The sequence below is a fragment of the Butyrivibrio sp. MC2013 genome, from assembly GCF_000424585.1.
Classification (GTDB): domain Bacteria; phylum Bacillota; class Clostridia; order Lachnospirales; family Lachnospiraceae; genus Butyrivibrio.
The window spans coordinates 33468-51314 of sequence record NZ_AUKE01000008.1 but is presented as its reverse complement, the minus strand read 5'-3'; the positions used below and the strand labels follow the sequence as shown (position 1 = coordinate 51314).

Below are 17847 nucleotides of genomic sequence, written 5' to 3'. Positions count from 1 at the left end.
TACACTGTTTATTATAGAGTTCATTTACTAAAGACACTTTGCTTATGCATTGTCTTTTGTCATAAATGGGATAGGTCGTTGCTCTCGAGTGCGTCAAAATGGCAGAGCTGTTTGCAGACTCCACAGCCTACGCAGAGGGTGGTATCAATATTAGCCTTTCCATCCTTCATTGAAATGGCAGGGCAGCCTATCCTCATGCAGGACTTGCAGCTCTTGCACTTGTCCTTATTAACATTAAGAGGAGCCTTGTGCTTGACCTGCTTTAAGAGAGCGCAGGGACGACGGCTGATGATAACGGAAGGCTGAGCCTTTGCCAGTTCCTCTTTGATAGCGTTCTCTGTTTCTGTAAGATCATAGGGATCTACTACGCGTACGCTTTCTATACCCATAGCCTTGCAGAGGGCTTCCAGGTTGATCTTGCCTGCAGGCTCGCCGCGAAGGTTCAGACCTGTGGTGGGATTCTGCTGATGTCCTGTCATACCTGTGATGGAGTTGTCCAGAATGATCACTGTGGAATTAGTCTGGTTGTAGGCTATATTAGCAAGGCCTGTCATACCGGAATGCATAAAAGTGGAATCACCGATCACGGCAACAGTCTTTCCTTCGGAATCCTGTCCCAGTGCCTTGTTAAAGCCGTGAATGGAGCTTACGGAAGCCCCCATGCATTCTGTGGTATCAACAGCTGAGAGAGGAGCTGCCGAGCCCAGTGTGTAGCAGCCTATATCGCCCAGGACAGTGATCTTGTTCTTTGACAGAGTATAGAAGAGTCCTCTGTGAGGGCAGCCTGCGCACATAACAGGGGGACGTACAGGAAGGTCCTCTATTTTTGAGCAGTGCTCCTTTACAGGCTGTCCAAGTTTTGATGCTATAAGGCTCTGGGAGAACTCGCCGATCATGGGGAAGAGCTCCTTGCCTGTTACGTCAAGGCCCAGGACCTTGCAGTGATTTTCAATAATGGGATCCAGCTCTTCAATTACATAGAGCTTTGTGACCTTAGAAGCAAAATCTTTGAGTCTCTTAACAGGAAGAGGATTGATAAGTCCGATCTTGAATATATTTACGCTATCTCCGTATACTTCCTTAACATACTGATAGGATGTGGAATCAGTGATTATACCCATATCAGAATCAGCATATTCTTCCTTATTGAGATCTGTGGTCTCTGCCAGCTCTGTGAGCTTTGCTGTACGCTCTTCGACAAGAGGATGACGTCTTATAGCATTGGCAGGAGTCATGATATATTTTGAGGGGTTCTTTTCATAGGTCCTGACAGGCACTTCAACTCTGTCAGAGAGTGTTACCAGGCTCTGAGAGTGGGACACCCTGGTGCACATTTTTAAGAGAACAGGAGTATCGTATTCTTCGGATATCTCATATGCCTTCTTGGTAAAAGCAAGTGCTTCAGAAGAGTCTGAGGGCTCCAGCATAGGGAGCTTTGCAGCGATAGCATAATGACGGGAATCCTGCTCGTTCTGAGATGAGTGCATACCCGGATCGTCAGCTACATTGATCACCAGACCTGCACCCACTCCTGTATAAGAAATTGTAAAAAGGGGATCCGCAGCAACGTTGAGTCCTACGTGCTTCATGGCACAATAAGCTCTTTTGCCAGCAAGAGATGCACCAAAAGCAGTTTCCAGAGCTACTTTTTCGTTGGGTGCCCATTCACAATAGATCTCGGGATACTTGGCAGCTTCCTCAGTGGTCTCTGTACTGGGAGTGCCGGGGTAAGAACTTGCAACACATACTCCGGCTTCGTACAGACCTCTTGCCAGAGCTTTATTGCCTAACATTATTTCTTTCATTGCTACTATCTCCTCCTGATATATATTCCTTGCCGGCTGAGGATATAAGGGAAAAGCTTTGAAAACAACTAAAAATTGTCCTTATATCAACTGGAATCAGCCTTGAAACACTTTTTTCATTATATCATTAAAGTGTTAAAGTGTGAAAGGAATAACGGATATTATTGATAATATTTGACGCTGGGTTATGCTGCTGTTATTATGTTTGAGGACCTGGAGAAGATAGCGCTTCTATGGGAGCATTTTTTGCTTATCCCATAGCGTGAGCATATAAGGTCTTAACAAGTGTAGATAATGCGGAGTATATAAGGATCATGTCATTAGAGAATAATAATAACGACCCTATGCTGGGTCTTAGAACTTCAGATTACAAATTTGATCTTCCACAGGAGCTGATCGCTCAGGATCCTCTTGAGGACAGGGCTTCATCAAGGCTCCTTGTGATGGATAAGAATACGGGAGAGCTGCAGCATCATGTTTTCAGAGATATCATAGATTATCTTGATCCCGGCGACTGCCTGGTACTCAATAATACCAAGGTTATACCTGCCAGGCTCCTTGGTACTAAGGAAGGTACTGGTGCAGCAGTTGAGATACTGCTTCTAAAGAGAGTAAAGGCAGATCTATGGGAGACTCTTGTTAAGCCCGGCAAAAAGCTTCGTCCCGGCGCAAGAGTGACCTTTGGAGACGGAAGATTAAAGGCTGAAATAGTAGAGGTGCTGGATGATGGTAATCGTCTGGTAAAGTTTGAATATGAAGGTATTTGGGAAGAGGTGCTGGACAGTCTTGGAGAGATGCCCCTGCCGCCCTATATCACCCATAAGCTTCAGGACAGAAATATGTACCAGACTGTTTATGCAAAGTTTGACGGCTCGGCTGCAGCTCCCACTGCAGGCCTTCATTTTACACAGGAGCTTTTGGACAGGATAGAAGAGAAGGGGATAGACCTTGCATATGTAACACTTCATGTGGGTCTTGGCACCTTTAGACCTGTTAAAGTGGATAATGTCAAAGAGCATCATATGCATACAGAATGGTATCAGGTGACTCAGGAGGCTGCTGACAAGATCAATAAGGCCAAACAGTCAGGCCACAGAGTGATATGTGTGGGCACCACCAGCTGCAGGACCATAGAGAGTGCAGCTGATGAAGACGGACGCATTATGGCATCCTCTGATAATACCTCGATCTTTATCTATCCCGGCTACAAGTTTAAGCTTATGGACTGCCTGATCACCAATTTCCATCTGCCTGAGTCCACCCTTGTAATGTTGGTATCAGCTCTTGCAGGAAGAGAGCACGTGCTTAATGCCTATAATGTTGCTATCAGTGAGGGTTATAGATTCTTTTCCTTTGGAGATGCATGTTTCTTTACTGACAAAATGCCATGCATAGACAAATGATAATAGATAATATAGAATAGAAATGTACGATATATCACATATATCACATGTCTATTTTATGCGAGGTGCATCATGGAAGAGAGAAGAAGAAGCAAGAGACTATCAATGTCCGGCAAGATCATCATCAAGGAGATGGCAGGCAAAGAAGCTGTGGATGAAGCCACCATCGAGATATTGAACTGTTCAAGGCATGGCCTTGGATTTAATTGCAATAAACAGCTGATGATCGGAAATAATTATGAGGCTTATCTGACTATCTGGACCATGGAAGTGCTGCATGTATTTCTGCAGATCGTCAGATCTGAGCAGTTTGAAGAGGGAATCTATAATTATGGCTGCATCTTTATTGGGATGCCCGATGCAGATCGTCAACGGATCTCTGTATACGAGACAGTTGAGGAGTTGATCCCTCACGAAAAGGATTAAGAGCTAATAAGATATAAAAAGCCGCCGGATGACCGGCGGCTTTTTATGCACTTCTATGTCGTATTTACAGGGAAGTATTCCGACATGTTCAGAAGTGCAGGGATGCACTTCTATGTCGTATATACAAGGATGTATTATGACATGCTCTGAAGTACAAGGATGTACTTCAATGTCATATTTACAAGCTTCTAAGATCGTTAAAGAATGTGGGATAGGAGATGTTCACACATTCCTCATTATCTATTGTGGTTGTTCCTTCTGCAATAAGAGATGCAATGGCAAAAGTCATAGCCATGCGGTGATCATCATAGCACTTGATATTGGCTCCGTGGAGAGGCTTGCCTCCGTTGATGATCAGGGCTCCGTTCTCTTCGTAGCAGTCAGCGCCCATTGCGCTGAGGTTCTCGATGATACCGCTTACTCTGTCGGACTCCTTCACCCTGAGCTCAGATATATTGTTGATGATGGTCTTGCAGTCAGCTGTTGCTGCCAGTACTGCAAAGATTGGTATCTCATCTATCATGGTGGGAATCAGCTTGTCGCTGATCTCGAAGGTCTTATTGGGAGCACCGTGAAGGCTGGAACTCTTTACCAGGATATCAGCCTTGGGCTCTACTTCATTGTTCTCATTCAGAAGAGTGATATTAGCGCCCATCTGATTAAGTACAGCCAGGATACCGGCTCTTGTAGGATTGATGCCTACGTTTCTGATCAGGATCTCCGAATCAGGTACCATAAGACCTGCTGCTATAAAATATGCTGCAGAACTGATGTCACCTGGGACGTTGATGCTCCTGCCAAAGAGGGGCATGCCGGGGTGCAGGACAGCTGCAGCCGGGCCGTATCTAGTCACATCATTGTGGATATCAGCGCCAAAAGCTCTGAGCATTATCTCTGTATGGTTTCTGGAGAATGCAGGTTCGTGAACTACTGTATCGCCGTGGGCATAAAGACCTGCCAGCAAAATAGCACTCTTGGTCTGAGCAGAAGCTACTTCATTTCTCCAGTTAATGCCGTGAAGTGATTTGCCGCCTTCTATGCGAAGAGGGCATGTTCCTGTGCCTCTGACACTTTCGATACTGGCACCCATGGAATTAAGAGGTTTCATGACTCTCTCCATGGGTCTCTTAACGATACTGCTGTCGCCTGTGATAGTTGAATTGAAAGGCTGTGCAGAGAGGATACCTGCCATTAATCTGGTGGTGGTGCCGCTATTACCGGTGTAGAGAGTACCATAGGGTTCTCTAAGGCCGTGAAGTCCAACGCCGTGAACTGTGATGGTGGGTACACCGTTAACAGGGCGGGAGCTCTTCTCTATCTGAACGCCCATCTGTCTGAAGCATGCTATGGTAGAAAGGCAATCTGCACCCTCCAGGAAACCGGTGATCTGGGAGGAGCCCTGTGCCAGTGAAGATATCATGACACTTCTGTGTGAGATTGATTTGTCTCCGGGGACGAAGAGATCGCCCTTCAGAGGTCTGTTGATCGGGGATAAACTCAGCATATATAATTTTTCCTTTTTTCTAATGAGATTTACATGTAACTAGCTGTAAAAAAACCTAATCTGCCAAAGTTCCTGCATACATATTAACATGAATTTTTTAATCAGAGATCGAATATCCGCTTTCTCTTAAGAGAGCAGAAGCTTTTTCTTTTTCATCACTGCTCCAGAATTCTATGCGTATGGAGCCGTTTTGCATTTCTCTGTTGTGAGTGATGCCTATATTCCTGATATTGATATTGTTATCAGCAAGGAGCGTAGACAGACGCGCGATCATGCCGGGCTGGTCTTCAATATCAGCATGGATTGTATATACCTTCTTAATAGGACCAAATGAGCTGTCTATAAATGACTCTCTGTAATTTCTGGCTGAAGTAAAAAAGTCCATAAGGGCGTCAGCATCTCCCTTATCTATATCTTCTTTTACTCTTGAAAGAGCATTGATATAGTCGCCTAAAAGAAGAGATATATTGTCTTTGTTGGTCAGACAGATCTGCTGCCACATAACAGGAGATGAGGAAGAGATCCTGGTAATATCCTTAAAGCCTCCTGCGGCTACCAGCTTCATAAGACCGTTTTCATCATCTTCTCTGTCTACCAGATTGACAAGGGCTGCTGATACCACATGGGGGATATGTGATATACCTGCCACTACTTTATCATGAAGATAAGGATCCATGACCAGGGGGATAGCTCCTGTAGCTGTCACCAGTTCTTTAAAATCCTCTACCTTGTGGGATGATATATCATCAGTATGAGTAATTATATAATAAGCATTCTCCAGTAGCAATGCCTTGGAGTTAAGATATCCGATTCTCTCTGCTCCGGCCATGGGATGTCCGCCTATGAAACGGTGAGAGAGCTTTCTCTTTCTGATCTCATCGTATATATCGCCCTTGACACTTCCTATATCAGTAAGAACTGCGTCCTCTTTCATGTAGGGAAGAAGAGCCTCTATGTTACTTATATTATTCTGAACAGGTGCACACAGGAATATATAGTCGCAGGATGAGAAAGTATCATCTATAGTGTCAGTTATGTTGTCTGCCGTGCCGTCTTCAAGGGCGGACCTTAGAGCGTCATGGTTTATATCGTAAGCGACGATCCTGATATCCGGTAGATTTTTTCTGAGGGATTTGGCAATAGAACCGCCAATGAGTCCCAAACCGACAAATCCCAGGGTCGTCTGAAAAGGGATCAACATTACTGCCTCCTAAATAAATAAGAAATCTCTGATAATATAACACTTTAACGTGCTAAAATCAAGAAGGATTTTGTTAATTTTTTAATAATCTTGTTTGGATTTTATGATGCAAAGTTTTTCTTATCAATACTGCACATTTGTGTTTTAATTCCGTTTAAACTATTGTACAATATACACATGGGACGTGTGGGAGGAGTGTCTTTGTTTTCTGCATTATACCCAAAACATACTATATACTGGAGGACATGATATGAACGTTTACACAACTGACAAAATTCGTAACGTAGTATTGCTGGGTCATGGTTCAAGCGGTAAGACAACGCTTGCAGAAGCTATGTGCTATCTGGCCGGTGTAACTTCCAGATTGGGGAGTGTTGACGACGGTAATACAGTAAGCGACTATGACAAAGAAGAGCAGAAAAGAAAGATATCCATTTCTACATCCACAATTCCCCTTGAATGGGACGGATGCAAGATCAATATACTGGACACACCCGGATTTTTTGACTTTGTAGGTGAAGTGGAAGAGGCTATCTCTGTAGCTGACGGAGCTATCATCGTAGTATCCGGCAAGAACGGAATCGAGGTAGGTACTCAGAAGGCATGGGAGCTTTGCGAGGAGTACAATATTCCCCGTATGATCTATGTTTCAGACATGGACATTGATGAAGTCAGCTATCGTCAGGTAGTGGAGGATCTGGTAGCAAGCTTCGGCAAGAAGATCGCTCCTTTTAATCTTCCTATCAGAGAGAATGAGAAGCTGATCGGTTATGTCAATGTTATCCAGGAGAAGGCTTTCCAGTGGGAAAACAAGAAGGCTACACCTATTGATGTGCCTGAGTATTCCAAGGAATACCTCTCATCCTACAGGGATACACTCATGGAAGCCGTTGCAGAAACATCAGAAGATCTGATGGACAGATATTTTAACGGCGAGATCTTTACCGAAAACGAGATCCGTTCCGCGCTCAGGACCAATGTGTGCGATGGCAGCATTGTTCCTGTTGAGCAGGGTTCTTCCATTTATTGCGAAGGCGTATACACACTTCTGGATGATATCGTTAAGTATATGCCCAGTCCTGAGAACCGCAAGATGAGCGGTATCAATATGAAGACTAACGAGATCTTTGAGGCTAATTTTGACTTCTCCAAGCCCAAGACCGCTTTTGTATTCAAGACTATCATCGATCCTTTTATCGGAAAATATTCTCTGGTAAAGGTTCGCTCAGGTGTTCTTAAGACCGATGACGTACTCTATGATCCCAATCAGGACAAAGAGGTCAAGATCGGCAAGCTCTACCTCCTTCGCGGCAACAAGCAGGAGGAAATCGGAGAAGTACATGCAGGTGATCTGTGTGCGCTTCAGAAGCTGGATATCAATACAGGCGATTCCCTTGCTACCAAGGCTAATCCTGTACAGTATGCAAAGATGAACATCTCCACACCTTATACATATCAGCGCTATCACGCTCAGAACAAGGCTGATATTGATAAGATCGCTCAGTCTCTGGCCAAGATCCAGGCTGAAGATCCTACCATCAAGGTGGTAAACGATGCTGAGAATCACCAGTCACTGATCTATGGTATGGGTGATATGCACCTTGAAGTAGTAGCTTCCAAGCTGCAAAACGAGTACAAGGTGGCTATCGACCTCACCAAGCCCAAGGTAGCTTTCCGTGAGACTATCAGAAAGAGCTCTGATGTAGAGTCCAAGTATAAGAAGCAGACAGGTGGCCATGGTCAGTATGGACACGTTAAGATGAGATTCTCACCCCTTGGTGATGACAGTAAGGCCTATGAATTCTCTGAGGAAGTAGTAGGCGGCGCAGTTCCCAAGAACTATTTCCCTGCTGTAGAAAAGGGCCTTACAGAGTCAGTACAGAGAGGACCTCTTGCAGCTTATCCCGTTGTGGGCGTTAAGGCTGTACTCTATGACGGATCCTATCATCCTGTAGACTCTTCAGAAATGGCATTTAAGGTTGCTGCAAGGAATGCATTTAAGGACGGCTTTATGAAAGCCCAGCCCGTACTACTTGAGCCCATCGTATCCCTTAAGGTTACAGTACCGGACAGCTATACCGGTGATGTAATGGGCGATCTCAATAAGAGAAGAGGCCGCGTAACAGGCATGAATCCCATTGGCGGCGGCAAGCAGGTCATTGAAGCTGATGTTCCTCAAATGGAGCTCTACGGCTATTGCACCACTCTCAGGTCCATGACCGGTGGTGCAGGCAGCTATGAATATGAGTTTGCACGTTATGAGCAGTGCCCTTCAGATATCCAGGAGAAGGAAGTGGAGGCAAGAGCTTCCAAGGTTGCTGCTGAAAGCGATGCAGACGAATGATGTCGGTCTTCCAATAGTATATTTTAGCCATATTTCCAGCGAGACACCCGGATCATCATGATCCGGGTGTCTTGCTGCCTTCATACATATACTTTGTGGTATTGTTCACTCGCATATGACGATTATCACTTATTAAGATGTTAAATTAGTATCATTGACAATGTTTGTATGATTGTATACAATTATACCCAATACTGGAAACATAAATATTTCCAGGCTTTCAAAGCTGTCTAAGACTGTTCGTATGATGACGTTATCAGTATTTTGGGGAAAGGATCAAGAACAATGAATCAGAATAATGAAACATTTCAGAACCGACCGGTTACTATGAACTCAAAGAACAATCTGCTTCAGATTGAAGAGCATATGTATATTCTGGATGATGTGGCCAAGCCCAATGTATTCAGAAATATGTTTCCATATGAAGAGATCCCCAAGATCCCTTTTAATGACAGGATCGTTCCCCATAATATGCCAAAGGATATATGGATTACGGATACAACCTTTCGTGATGGTCAGCAGTCAAGAGCGCCCTATACTACAGAGCAGATAGTCAGGATTTATGACATGCTCCACGAACTGGGCGGCGAGAACGGCATGATCAGAGCGTCAGAGTTTTTTCTTTATAGCAAGAAGGACAGGGATGCAGTATATAAATGTATGGAGAAGGGCTACAAGTTCCCTGAGGTCACAAGCTGGATAAGGGCCAGTCAGGAGGACTTCAAGCTGGTCAAGGAGCTGGGTCTTAAGGAAACAGGTATTTTGGTATCCTGCTCCGATTATCATATTTTCCTCAAACTGAAGATGACTAGAAAGCAGGCTATGGAGCATTATCTCTCAGTTATCAGGTCCTGTCTTGATGAGGGCATATCACCCAGATGTCATCTTGAGGATATCACAAGAGCTGATATTTACGGTTTTGTAGTACCTTTTTGTATAGAGCTGATGAAGCTCAAGGATGAGTATGGTATACCTGTTAAGGTACGTGCCTGTGATACAATGGGTTACGGCGTCAATTTCTCCGGTGCTGTTATACCCAGAAGCGTACAGGGTATCATATACGCCCTTAATACTAACGGCGGTGTTCCTTCAGAACTTATGGAGTGGCACGGTCACAATGACTTTTACAAGGCTGTTACTAATTCCACAACAGCATGGCTTTATGGCTGCAGCGGTATTAACTGCTCACTCTTTGGTATTGGCGAGAGAACAGGTAATACACCTCTGGAAGCTATGGTATTTGAATATGCTCAGCTCAAGGGTGATCTCAATGGCATGAATACCCGTGTGATCACAGAACTTGCAGAGTATTATGAAAAGGAGATAGGCTTTAAGATTCCGCCTCAGACTCCTTTTGTAGGTAAGAATTTCAATGTTACCAGAGCCGGCATCCACGCTGACGGACTTCTCAAGAACGAAGAGATATATAATATATTTGATACTGATAAGTTCCTGGGCAGGCCCCCTGTAAGTGCTGTGAGCAATACTTCAGGTCTTGCAGGTATCGCACATTGGATCAATGTACATTACAAGCTGAAGGGCGATGAGGCAATGGATAAGAAATCAGAGCTTGTGGTGAGGATCAAGGAGTGGGTAGATAAGCAATACGCAGACGGAAGAGTGACCGTTATTACCGACGACGAGCTTATTACTGAAATAAATAGTGTGACAGCAGAGCTTGGTATGACACTTGCTTAAACAAGGCTTTTGACTTTCCACTATAGTGATGGCCTGACTGTGCGGGCATGGAGGAAAAATATGAGCGCAAGCGATATTAGTGATATTAACGGCGACGAAATGGACAAGTACTCTTTGAGAGGACGTGTTTTTCGCAAGATCCGCGAAGATATACTAAGTGGTAAGTACAAGGATAATGAAGAACTTAAGGAAGTAGCCATAGGCAAGGAACTGGGTGTATCCAGAACTCCCGTCAGGGAAGCCTTCAGACAGCTGGAGCTGGAAGGCCTGATCAAGATCATCCCCAACAGAGGAGCCTACGTGACAGGTATCCATGCCAGGGATGTTAAGGATATATATATGATCAGATCCCGGCTGGAGGGGCTTTGCGCCAGATGGGCCTGCGAGCATATCAGCAAGGAGCAGATGGAAGAGATGGAGGAAGTGGTATATCTCTCTGAATTTCATGCTTCCAAGGGACATATGGATCAGCTGGCAGAATTGGATAACCGTTTTCATACTATCCTTTATGAATCATGCAATTCCAAGATGCTGGAGCACACACTCAAGGATTATCATCAATATGTCTGGAGAGTGAGACAGATGACCCTGGCTTCCTCCAGGGGCAATGTGTCCAATAATGAGCACAAGCTGATCATGGATGCTATCAAAGCCGGTGATAAGGACCTGGCTGAGAAGCTGGCCAATCAGCACATGATCAATGCATATGATAATATGGTAAAGAACGGCCTCTATGATCTCTATGTAGATGAGAAACCTGAAGATAATGAATAAAAGAACATGTTGCTGGCAAATAGGCCCAGCGGCCCTGGCCGCTCTCAAATGGCCTATTTGCATACATTCTTGGATATTTTATCCAAGAATGTATAACAAATAATACAATATTTTTGAGGAGAAAGAGCATGACCAAGATTCAGATGACCACACCCCTTGTTGAGATGGACGGAGATGAGATGACCAGAATCCTCTGGAAGCTGATCAAAGAGAACCTTCTGGAGCCATATATCGACCTTAAGACAGAATATTATGACCTGGGCCTTGAGAACAGGGATAAGACTGACGACCAGGTTACCATAGACAGTGCCAATGCTACAATCAAATACGGTGTAGCTGTTAAGTGCGCTACTATCACTCCTAACCAGGCAAGGGTAGAAGAGTATAATCTGAAGAAGATGTACAAATCACCCAACGGAACTATCCGTTCCATCCTGGACGGTACAGTTTTCCGTGCTCCTATCATGGTAAAGGGTATCGAGCCTTGTGTAAGAAACTGGGAAAAGCCCATCACTCTTGCTCGCCATGCATATGGCGATGTATACAAGAATGTGGAGATCAAGGTTCCGGGCGCAGGCAAAGCAGAGCTGGTGTTTACAGCAGCTGATGGAAGTGAAGTAAGAGAGACTATCCATGAATTTGATGGCGCAGGTATCCTGCAGGGCGTACACAATACTGACAAGTCCATTGAGAGCTTTGCAAAGAGCTGCTTTGAGTATGCTCTTGATTCCAAGATGGATCTCTGGTTTGCAACCAAGGATACTGTGAGCAAGACCTATGACGGACACTTCCGTGAGATCTTTGACAGCATTTATGAGAAGGAATATAAGGCTAAGTTTGAAGAGACAGGAATCGAATATTTCTATACTCTTATTGATGATGCAGTAGCCAGAGTCATGAAGTCCAAGGGCGGCTTTATATGGGCCTGCAAGAACTATGATGGTGATGTAATGAGTGATATGGTATCCTCAGCCTTTGGTTCACTGGCTATGATGACATCTGTACTGGTATCACCTGCAGGCATCTATGAGTACGAAGCAGCTCACGGTACTGTCCAGAAGCACTATTACAAGTACCTGAAGGGTGAGGCTACATCTACCAATCCCGTTGCTACTATCTTTGCATGGACCGGTGCTCTCAGAAAGCGCGGCGAGCTGGATGGTATCTCAGAACTCTGCGCATTTGCAGACAAGCTTGAAAAGGCCACATTAACTACTATCGAGAGTGGCAGGATGACAGGAGATCTGGTTCTGATCACCAGCCTTGAGAATGCACAGAAGCTTGGAACAGAGGAATTTATCCTTGCTATCAGGGATGAACTTGATACAATGGTAGGTTGATAGTAAAGGATCATCTAAGTTGAAAATAAAAAAGGTCGAGGAAAAATTCTCGGCCTTTTTTATTTATGACATGGAACCAAGTTCTTCGGAGAGGCGCTCCCAGTCAGTGTAGAGTGTCTCCAACTCGTTATTGTTTTTATCCTGCTCATCAGTTCTTATTCTAAGTTCTGCCAGGTCTGTGGCAATCTCCGGGCGGGATATCTCTTCGTCTAATACAGCATTTCTGTCTTCCAGCTCTGCAATTTTATCCTCACAGCTTTTCAGGGCTTTTTCAAGTTTCTTTTTCTGTGCTGCCTGAGCTTTCTGGGCTTTCCAATCTGCCTGAGAGCTTCCGGAGGAAGACTCTGAGCTGTACTGGAAGGAGTTGCCCTTCATATTAAGGCTGCCGTTTTTGTTAGATGCGATGTCGCTGCCTGTTTTGCCAAGTATCACGCCGCTGGCTGCACCGCTGGCAGTAGCTGCGCGGTTGCCGGATAGAATTGAGGACATCCTTTCCTCCTGATGAGCCAGGTAATAGTCATAATTACCTATATAGCTCACCAGCACTCCTCTTGTAAGGTCCAGTATCCTGGTGGCAGTCCTGTTTATAAAATAACGGTCATGGCTGACATAGAGCACAGTTCCTTCGTAGTTGTTGATGGCAGTTTCCAGGATCTCCTTGCTGGTGATATCCAGATGGTTGGTAGGCTCGTCCAGGAGCAGGAAGTTGGACTTGCTCAGCATGAGCTTTGCCAGTGATACACGGCCCTTTTCACCTCCTGAGAGATCCCCTATACGCTTAAATACATCTTCTCCTGTAAAGAGGAAGGCTGCAAGGGTGTTGCGTATTTCTGTATTGGTCATGGAAGGATATTCATCTGATATCTCCTCAAAGAGAGTCTTTTCATCATGAAGCACATGGTGCTCCTGATCGTAGTAACCGGGATATACCTTTACTCCAAGAGTGATCTTGCCACTGTCCGGAGGCAGGAGATTATTTATCATCTTGAGCATGGTGGTCTTACCTGTACCGTTATCACCGATGATGGCTACATGCTCACCTTTCTTGATCTCAAAAGAGATATCTTCAAAGAGCCTGGCGTCTCCAAAGGATTTGGAAATAGACTCGACTTTAAGTACATCGTTGCCGGATTCGCAGGAGGGAGTGAGTTTGAAGTTCATCTCGTCATTTATCTCCTGAGGCTTATCTATAAGCTCCATCTTACTTAGCATTTTCTCGCGGCTTTCGGCGCGCTTGATGGATTTTTCTCTGTTATAACTCTTTAATTTGTCAATAACAGCCTGCTGATGCTTGATTTCCTGCTGCTGGTTGAGATAGGCACGCATTTTGGCATAGCGGCGTTTCTCTTTTTCAGCGGAGTAAAAGCTGTAATTACCGTTGTAAACTTCAGCCTGGCCGTTTTCTATCTCTATGACCTTGCTAGCAGTCTTATCCAGAAAGTATCTGTCATGGGATACGATCAGGACTGCCTTTTTGTAGTTTAAAAGATAGTTTTCCAGCCATCTGATGGAATTCATATCCAGGTGGTTGGTAGGCTCGTCCAGGATGATAAGGTCAGGCTCTTCAAGAAGGAGCTTGCCCAGAGCAAGTCTTGTTTTTTGCCCGCCGGAGAGTGTGGCAACATTTTTGCCAAATTCCTCATCAGAAAAGCCAAGGCCTCTCGCAACTCCCTGTACCTGGCTTCTCCAGGCATAGCCGTCGGATATGGCAAAGAGATGGGAGAGTCTTTCGTACTCCTCCATGAGGGCCTCCAGCTCCTTGCCTGTAAGGTGCTTCATCCTCTCTTCGGCATCTCTTATTTTTTCTTCCATCTCGATGGTATCTTTTTTGACAAGCTCCAGCTCGGATATGACAGTCCCTGCCATATCAATGTTCTGATTCTGGGCTAGATATGCAAATGTGCTGTCCCTCGCAAATACAACGCTGCCCTCATCTGCCTCCATTTCTCCTGTGAGGATCTTCAAAAGGGTGGTTTTACCTGCTCCGTTGATGCCTACTATGGCGCATTTTTCTCTTTCTTCCATGTGGAAGCTTATATTCTTAAGGATTTCCTTGCCATCAAAGGCCTTGGAAACACTATGACAATCAAATAACATGGTACACCTCGTTATAGATATAATATCTGTGCCGCTCTGACTGCCCTAAAATAACAAAAGGCGCAGCTTCAAAACAGTAATCATTATTTTACAAAAAACACAGCAAAAAAGCAAAGAAAGCTTGATTGACTAGTTTTTAACAAGTGTGTAAAATACTATATATAGATAGTTAGTTATTGCTGTAGAGAGGGTTAGGATGGATAAGGAAATTTCTCAGGCGGTGATTTCAAGGCTCCCAAGGTATTTCAGATATCTTGGCGAACTCAAAGCCAATGGTAAAGAGAGAGTGTCATCTCAGGAGCTTAGTGCGATCATGCATGTTACTGCTTCTCAGATCAGACAGGATTTTAATAACTTTGGAGGCTTTGGCCAGCAGGGCTATGGTTATAATGTATCTTACCTATATGGTGAAATCAGCAGGATACTGGGTATAGACAGGCAGCATCAGCTTATCATAGTAGGTGCAGGTAACCTGGGTAGGGCTCTTGCAGGTTATGCTAATTTTTCCAGCAGGGGATTTGTTGTCAGAGGTGCATTTGATTCGGATCCTAAGCTCTGGGGCTGGAAAATAGGGGAAGTGGAGATACGTCCTGTCAGCGAGATGGAAGAGTTCGTTAGAAATAATAATATAGATATTGCGGTTTTGACCATACCGAAGGATCAGGCTGTAACAGCAGCTAACAAGCTTATTGACTGCGGAATCAAGGCAATACTCAATTTTGCTCACGTAGATCTGGATGTTCCCGAGAATGTGCAGGTTGAGAATGTGCATCTTTCGGATTCACTGATGAAGCTTTCGTATAATATAGGCAGATACGAGCGTACACACAACAAGAAATGAGGTCATTATGTCCGGTCATGAGGAAGCTTACAAGTCGGCTCTTGCCGGCAAGAATATTCCCATAGTTACTGCAGATGACAAGTGGAAGCTCCTCTTTGGCGAAGAGGGTGCTACTCCCGAGATCAATGCCATGGCCAAAGAGCTGGATGAGCTGATAGACAGACAGTCCATGTACAAGCAGAAGATCAGAGACATCAAGCGTCTCAAGAAGACTCTTCTGGATGAGGTCATTGTGCTCTCTGACAAGCTTAACAGCGGTGACAAATCTGCAGGCAAGGAGCTGGACGACCATAAGAGACTGGTCAAAGATTGCAACAGTGAAATGGAAGAACTTGAGGAGAGCCTGATAGGCCTTCCCACAGCGATATATGAACTGAATTTCAAGCTGATGCTGGCTTCCATGGAGGTCTGTTATGATAAGCTCCATGCGAATACAGAGCGTATCAACGAGATAGACTCCTGGCTTTATGCTACCAGAAAGGAATTAAAGAAGCAGGTCATAAGACTTCAGGAGGGCGAGACCGAGAATTTCAATCTCTATTCCTATATGCATCAGATATTTGGCCCTGAAGTTCTTGATATATTTGATATGGCTTATGATCCTGAAAGAGAGCACAGAGTAAGGACTACTGACCTTGCAGACTGAGCATCTGATCTGTGCCTTTTGGCTTTTTTATCAGCTCTGCAAATATGATGTTTGAGATGATTTTAGGAGATGTTATGCAGTATCTTACGGATTCTGTTGAGATGAGAACCTGCGATAATAATACAATAGATCATTTTGGCATTCCCGCTCTTGTCCTTATGGAAAGAGCGGGTCTTGCTATTGCAGATGAGATATTGAAATGGGCAGGGGAGAGAAAGCCAGGGAGAACTCCCCGAATACTCTCTTTATGCGGAAGGGGAGGCAACGGCGGAGACGGCGTGTGTGCTGCCAGGATACTAGCCTGCAAGGGCTGCAGGTCTTATATATCCATGGTTGAAGATAACGGCAGGATAGCCGCGACTTTAGAGAGTCAGATAGCCAGTGCAGAGGCTTATAATATCCCTTTTGTTAACTTTGATGAATTATACTCTCAGATAGCTGCCGATAATGCTTATCCTCGCGGACCTTTGTTTGATGTGATCATTGATGCGGGCCTTGGCATAGGAGCAGACAGGGAATTATCCCCGGATTATCTGAAAATGGTCAGATTTATAAATAGTCTGAAAGATGATAGGGGCGAAGATATACTGGTAATATCAGCAGATATTCCTACAGGTATTTCTGCTGACAGCGGCAGGGTTATGGGGGATGCCGTAAAGGCGGATGTCACTGTGACCTTTAATTATCCCAAGATAGGTCATATACTTTACCCCGGTGCAGATCACTGCGGACGCCTTCTGGTGGCTGATGTAGGCATCAGCAAGGAAGGCTTTATGGGAAAGCTCCCATCGCGATTTATTTATGGCTATGAGGATCTAGGAAGGCTTCCACCAAGGAATCCTGCCGGCAATAAAGGCAGCTTTGGCAAAGTACTCATAGCAGCAGGTAATGCCAAGGTATCGGGAGCATGCTTGCTGTCAGCGGCGGCGGCACTAAAAAGCGGGGCCGGGATGGTCAAAGTATTCACCGACAGGGCCAATATTGATGCTGTCAAAAAATACCTTCCTGAGGCTATGTTTAACTGCCCTGACGAAGATAATATAGAAGAGGAGCTCTTATCAGATATAGCATGGGCTGATTCCATGGTAGTGGGTCCCGGTATAGGCACGGATAAATGGGGCAGAAGTGTCATGTCTGCAGTCCTTATGAGCAGTATAGAAAAGCTGGTTATAGATGCGGATGCTATCACTCTCATAGCTATGGATGATAAGCTTAAAAAAAGCCTTGATTCTCTGAGTCGCAGAGGCTGCAGGATAGTGGCTACGCCCCATATGGCAGAGTTTGCAAGGCTCTATAATGCATATTATCCCGATGACCAAAGAAGCGTCTCAGATATCAAGGATGATATCTGGAAAAGCACAAGGAGACTCTCTGATAAGATGGGACTGATAATTGCAGCCAAGGACGCCAGGACTGTGGTCACAGGGCCTTATCAGTATCTGAATGTGTCCGGCAACAGCGGCATGGCTACTGCCGGCAGTGGAGATGTACTTACAGGTGTGATCGCATCTCTCCTTAATCTTGTGGACGATCCTTTTACTGCAGTATGCCTTGGAGTATATATACACGGCCTTGCAGGGGATGCTGCAGCCGGGGAAAATGGGGAATGCTCCATTACCGCAGTAGATATTGTCGGGGAGTTAGCAGGCATTTTTTCCAAAGCGAATGGCAAATAAGAGAATTATGCATAACGGCTTTATGGTATACAATGAATATATTATTTGCATATATTCCTGGATTATTTATCCAAGAATTCATATATAAGAAA

13 protein-coding genes are annotated in these 17847 nt (G+C 44.8%); 9 read left to right on the top strand and 4 right to left on the bottom strand.

From position 1 onward, the window contains the following. Positions 1 to 59: 59 nt before the first annotated feature. A complete protein-coding gene (iorA, locus tag G636_RS0105870) occupies positions 60 to 1805 on the bottom strand; it encodes an indolepyruvate ferredoxin oxidoreductase subunit alpha (protein WP_035778924.1) in 1746 nt (581 codons plus the stop codon). 314 nt (positions 1806 to 2119) lie between these two features. On the opposite strand from iorA, the gene queA reads away from it, so the two are divergent. Together queA and G636_RS0105860 are read left to right on the top strand one after the other, a co-directional pair. Further along, complete coding sequence (queA, locus tag G636_RS0105865) at positions 2120 to 3208, top strand: tRNA preQ1(34) S-adenosylmethionine ribosyltransferase-isomerase QueA (protein WP_305803588.1); 1089 nt, start codon at positions 2120 to 2122, stop codon at positions 3206 to 3208. A gap of 72 nt (positions 3209 to 3280) precedes the next feature. Then, on the top strand, positions 3281 to 3634 hold the full coding sequence (locus tag G636_RS0105860; protein WP_026507279.1) for a PilZ domain-containing protein: 354 nt from the start codon (positions 3281 to 3283) through the stop codon (positions 3632 to 3634). Between the two features lie 178 nt (positions 3635 to 3812). Here G636_RS0105860 and aroA read toward each other — a convergent pair whose 3' ends face one another. Together aroA and G636_RS0105850 are read right to left on the bottom strand one after the other, a co-directional pair. Then, positions 3813 to 5138, bottom strand: coding sequence for a 3-phosphoshikimate 1-carboxyvinyltransferase (gene aroA / locus G636_RS0105855; RefSeq protein WP_026507278.1), 1326 nt, complete (start codon positions 5136 to 5138; stop codon positions 3813 to 3815). 97 nt (positions 5139 to 5235) lie between these two features. Further along, a complete protein-coding gene (locus G636_RS0105850) occupies positions 5236 to 6339 on the bottom strand; it encodes a prephenate dehydrogenase (RefSeq protein WP_026507277.1) in 1104 nt (367 codons plus the stop codon). Positions 6340 to 6589: 250 nt separating this feature from the next. On the opposite strand from G636_RS0105850, the gene fusA reads away from it, so the two are divergent. From fusA to G636_RS0105830, 4 genes are all read left to right on the top strand, one after another. Beyond that, on the top strand, positions 6590 to 8683 hold the full coding sequence (gene fusA, locus G636_RS0105845; protein WP_026507276.1) for an elongation factor G: 2094 nt from the start codon (positions 6590 to 6592) through the stop codon (positions 8681 to 8683). A 285-nt stretch (positions 8684 to 8968) separates the two neighbouring features. Next, complete coding sequence (locus G636_RS0105840; protein WP_026507275.1) at positions 8969 to 10381, top strand: 2-isopropylmalate synthase; 1413 nt, start codon at positions 8969 to 8971, stop codon at positions 10379 to 10381. 60 nt (positions 10382 to 10441) lie between these two features. Beyond that, positions 10442 to 11155, top strand: a complete 714-nt coding sequence (locus G636_RS0105835; RefSeq protein WP_242826927.1) for a GntR family transcriptional regulator — start codon at positions 10442 to 10444, stop codon at positions 11153 to 11155. Positions 11156 to 11283: 128 nt separating this feature from the next. Continuing rightward, positions 11284 to 12495: an NADP-dependent isocitrate dehydrogenase gene (locus tag G636_RS0105830; protein WP_026507273.1), complete on the top strand. Its 1212-nt coding sequence runs from the start codon at positions 11284 to 11286 to the stop codon at positions 12493 to 12495. 63 nt (positions 12496 to 12558) lie between these two features. Here the strand turns inward: G636_RS0105830 and G636_RS0105825 are convergent, their stop codons facing one another. Next, positions 12559 to 14592, bottom strand: a complete 2034-nt coding sequence (locus G636_RS0105825) for an ABC-F family ATP-binding cassette domain-containing protein (RefSeq protein ID WP_026507272.1) — start codon at positions 14590 to 14592, stop codon at positions 12559 to 12561. Positions 14593 to 14788: 196 nt separating this feature from the next. On the opposite strand from G636_RS0105825, the gene G636_RS0105820 reads away from it, so the two are divergent. The 3 genes from G636_RS0105820 (at position 14789) to G636_RS0105810 (ending at position 17755) form a co-directional block, all read left to right on the top strand. Next, positions 14789 to 15433 (top strand): redox-sensing transcriptional repressor Rex, encoded by a 645-nt coding sequence (locus tag G636_RS0105820; protein WP_026507271.1) that lies wholly within the window; start codon positions 14789 to 14791, stop codon positions 15431 to 15433. Between the two features lie 7 nt (positions 15434 to 15440). Next, on the top strand, positions 15441 to 16079 hold the full coding sequence (locus G636_RS0105815) for a hypothetical protein (protein ID WP_026507270.1): 639 nt from the start codon (positions 15441 to 15443) through the stop codon (positions 16077 to 16079). 74 nt (positions 16080 to 16153) lie between these two features. Next, positions 16154 to 17755: an NAD(P)H-hydrate dehydratase gene (locus G636_RS0105810; RefSeq protein WP_196803043.1), complete on the top strand. Its 1602-nt coding sequence runs from the start codon at positions 16154 to 16156 to the stop codon at positions 17753 to 17755. Positions 17756 to 17847 lie beyond the last annotated feature (92 nt).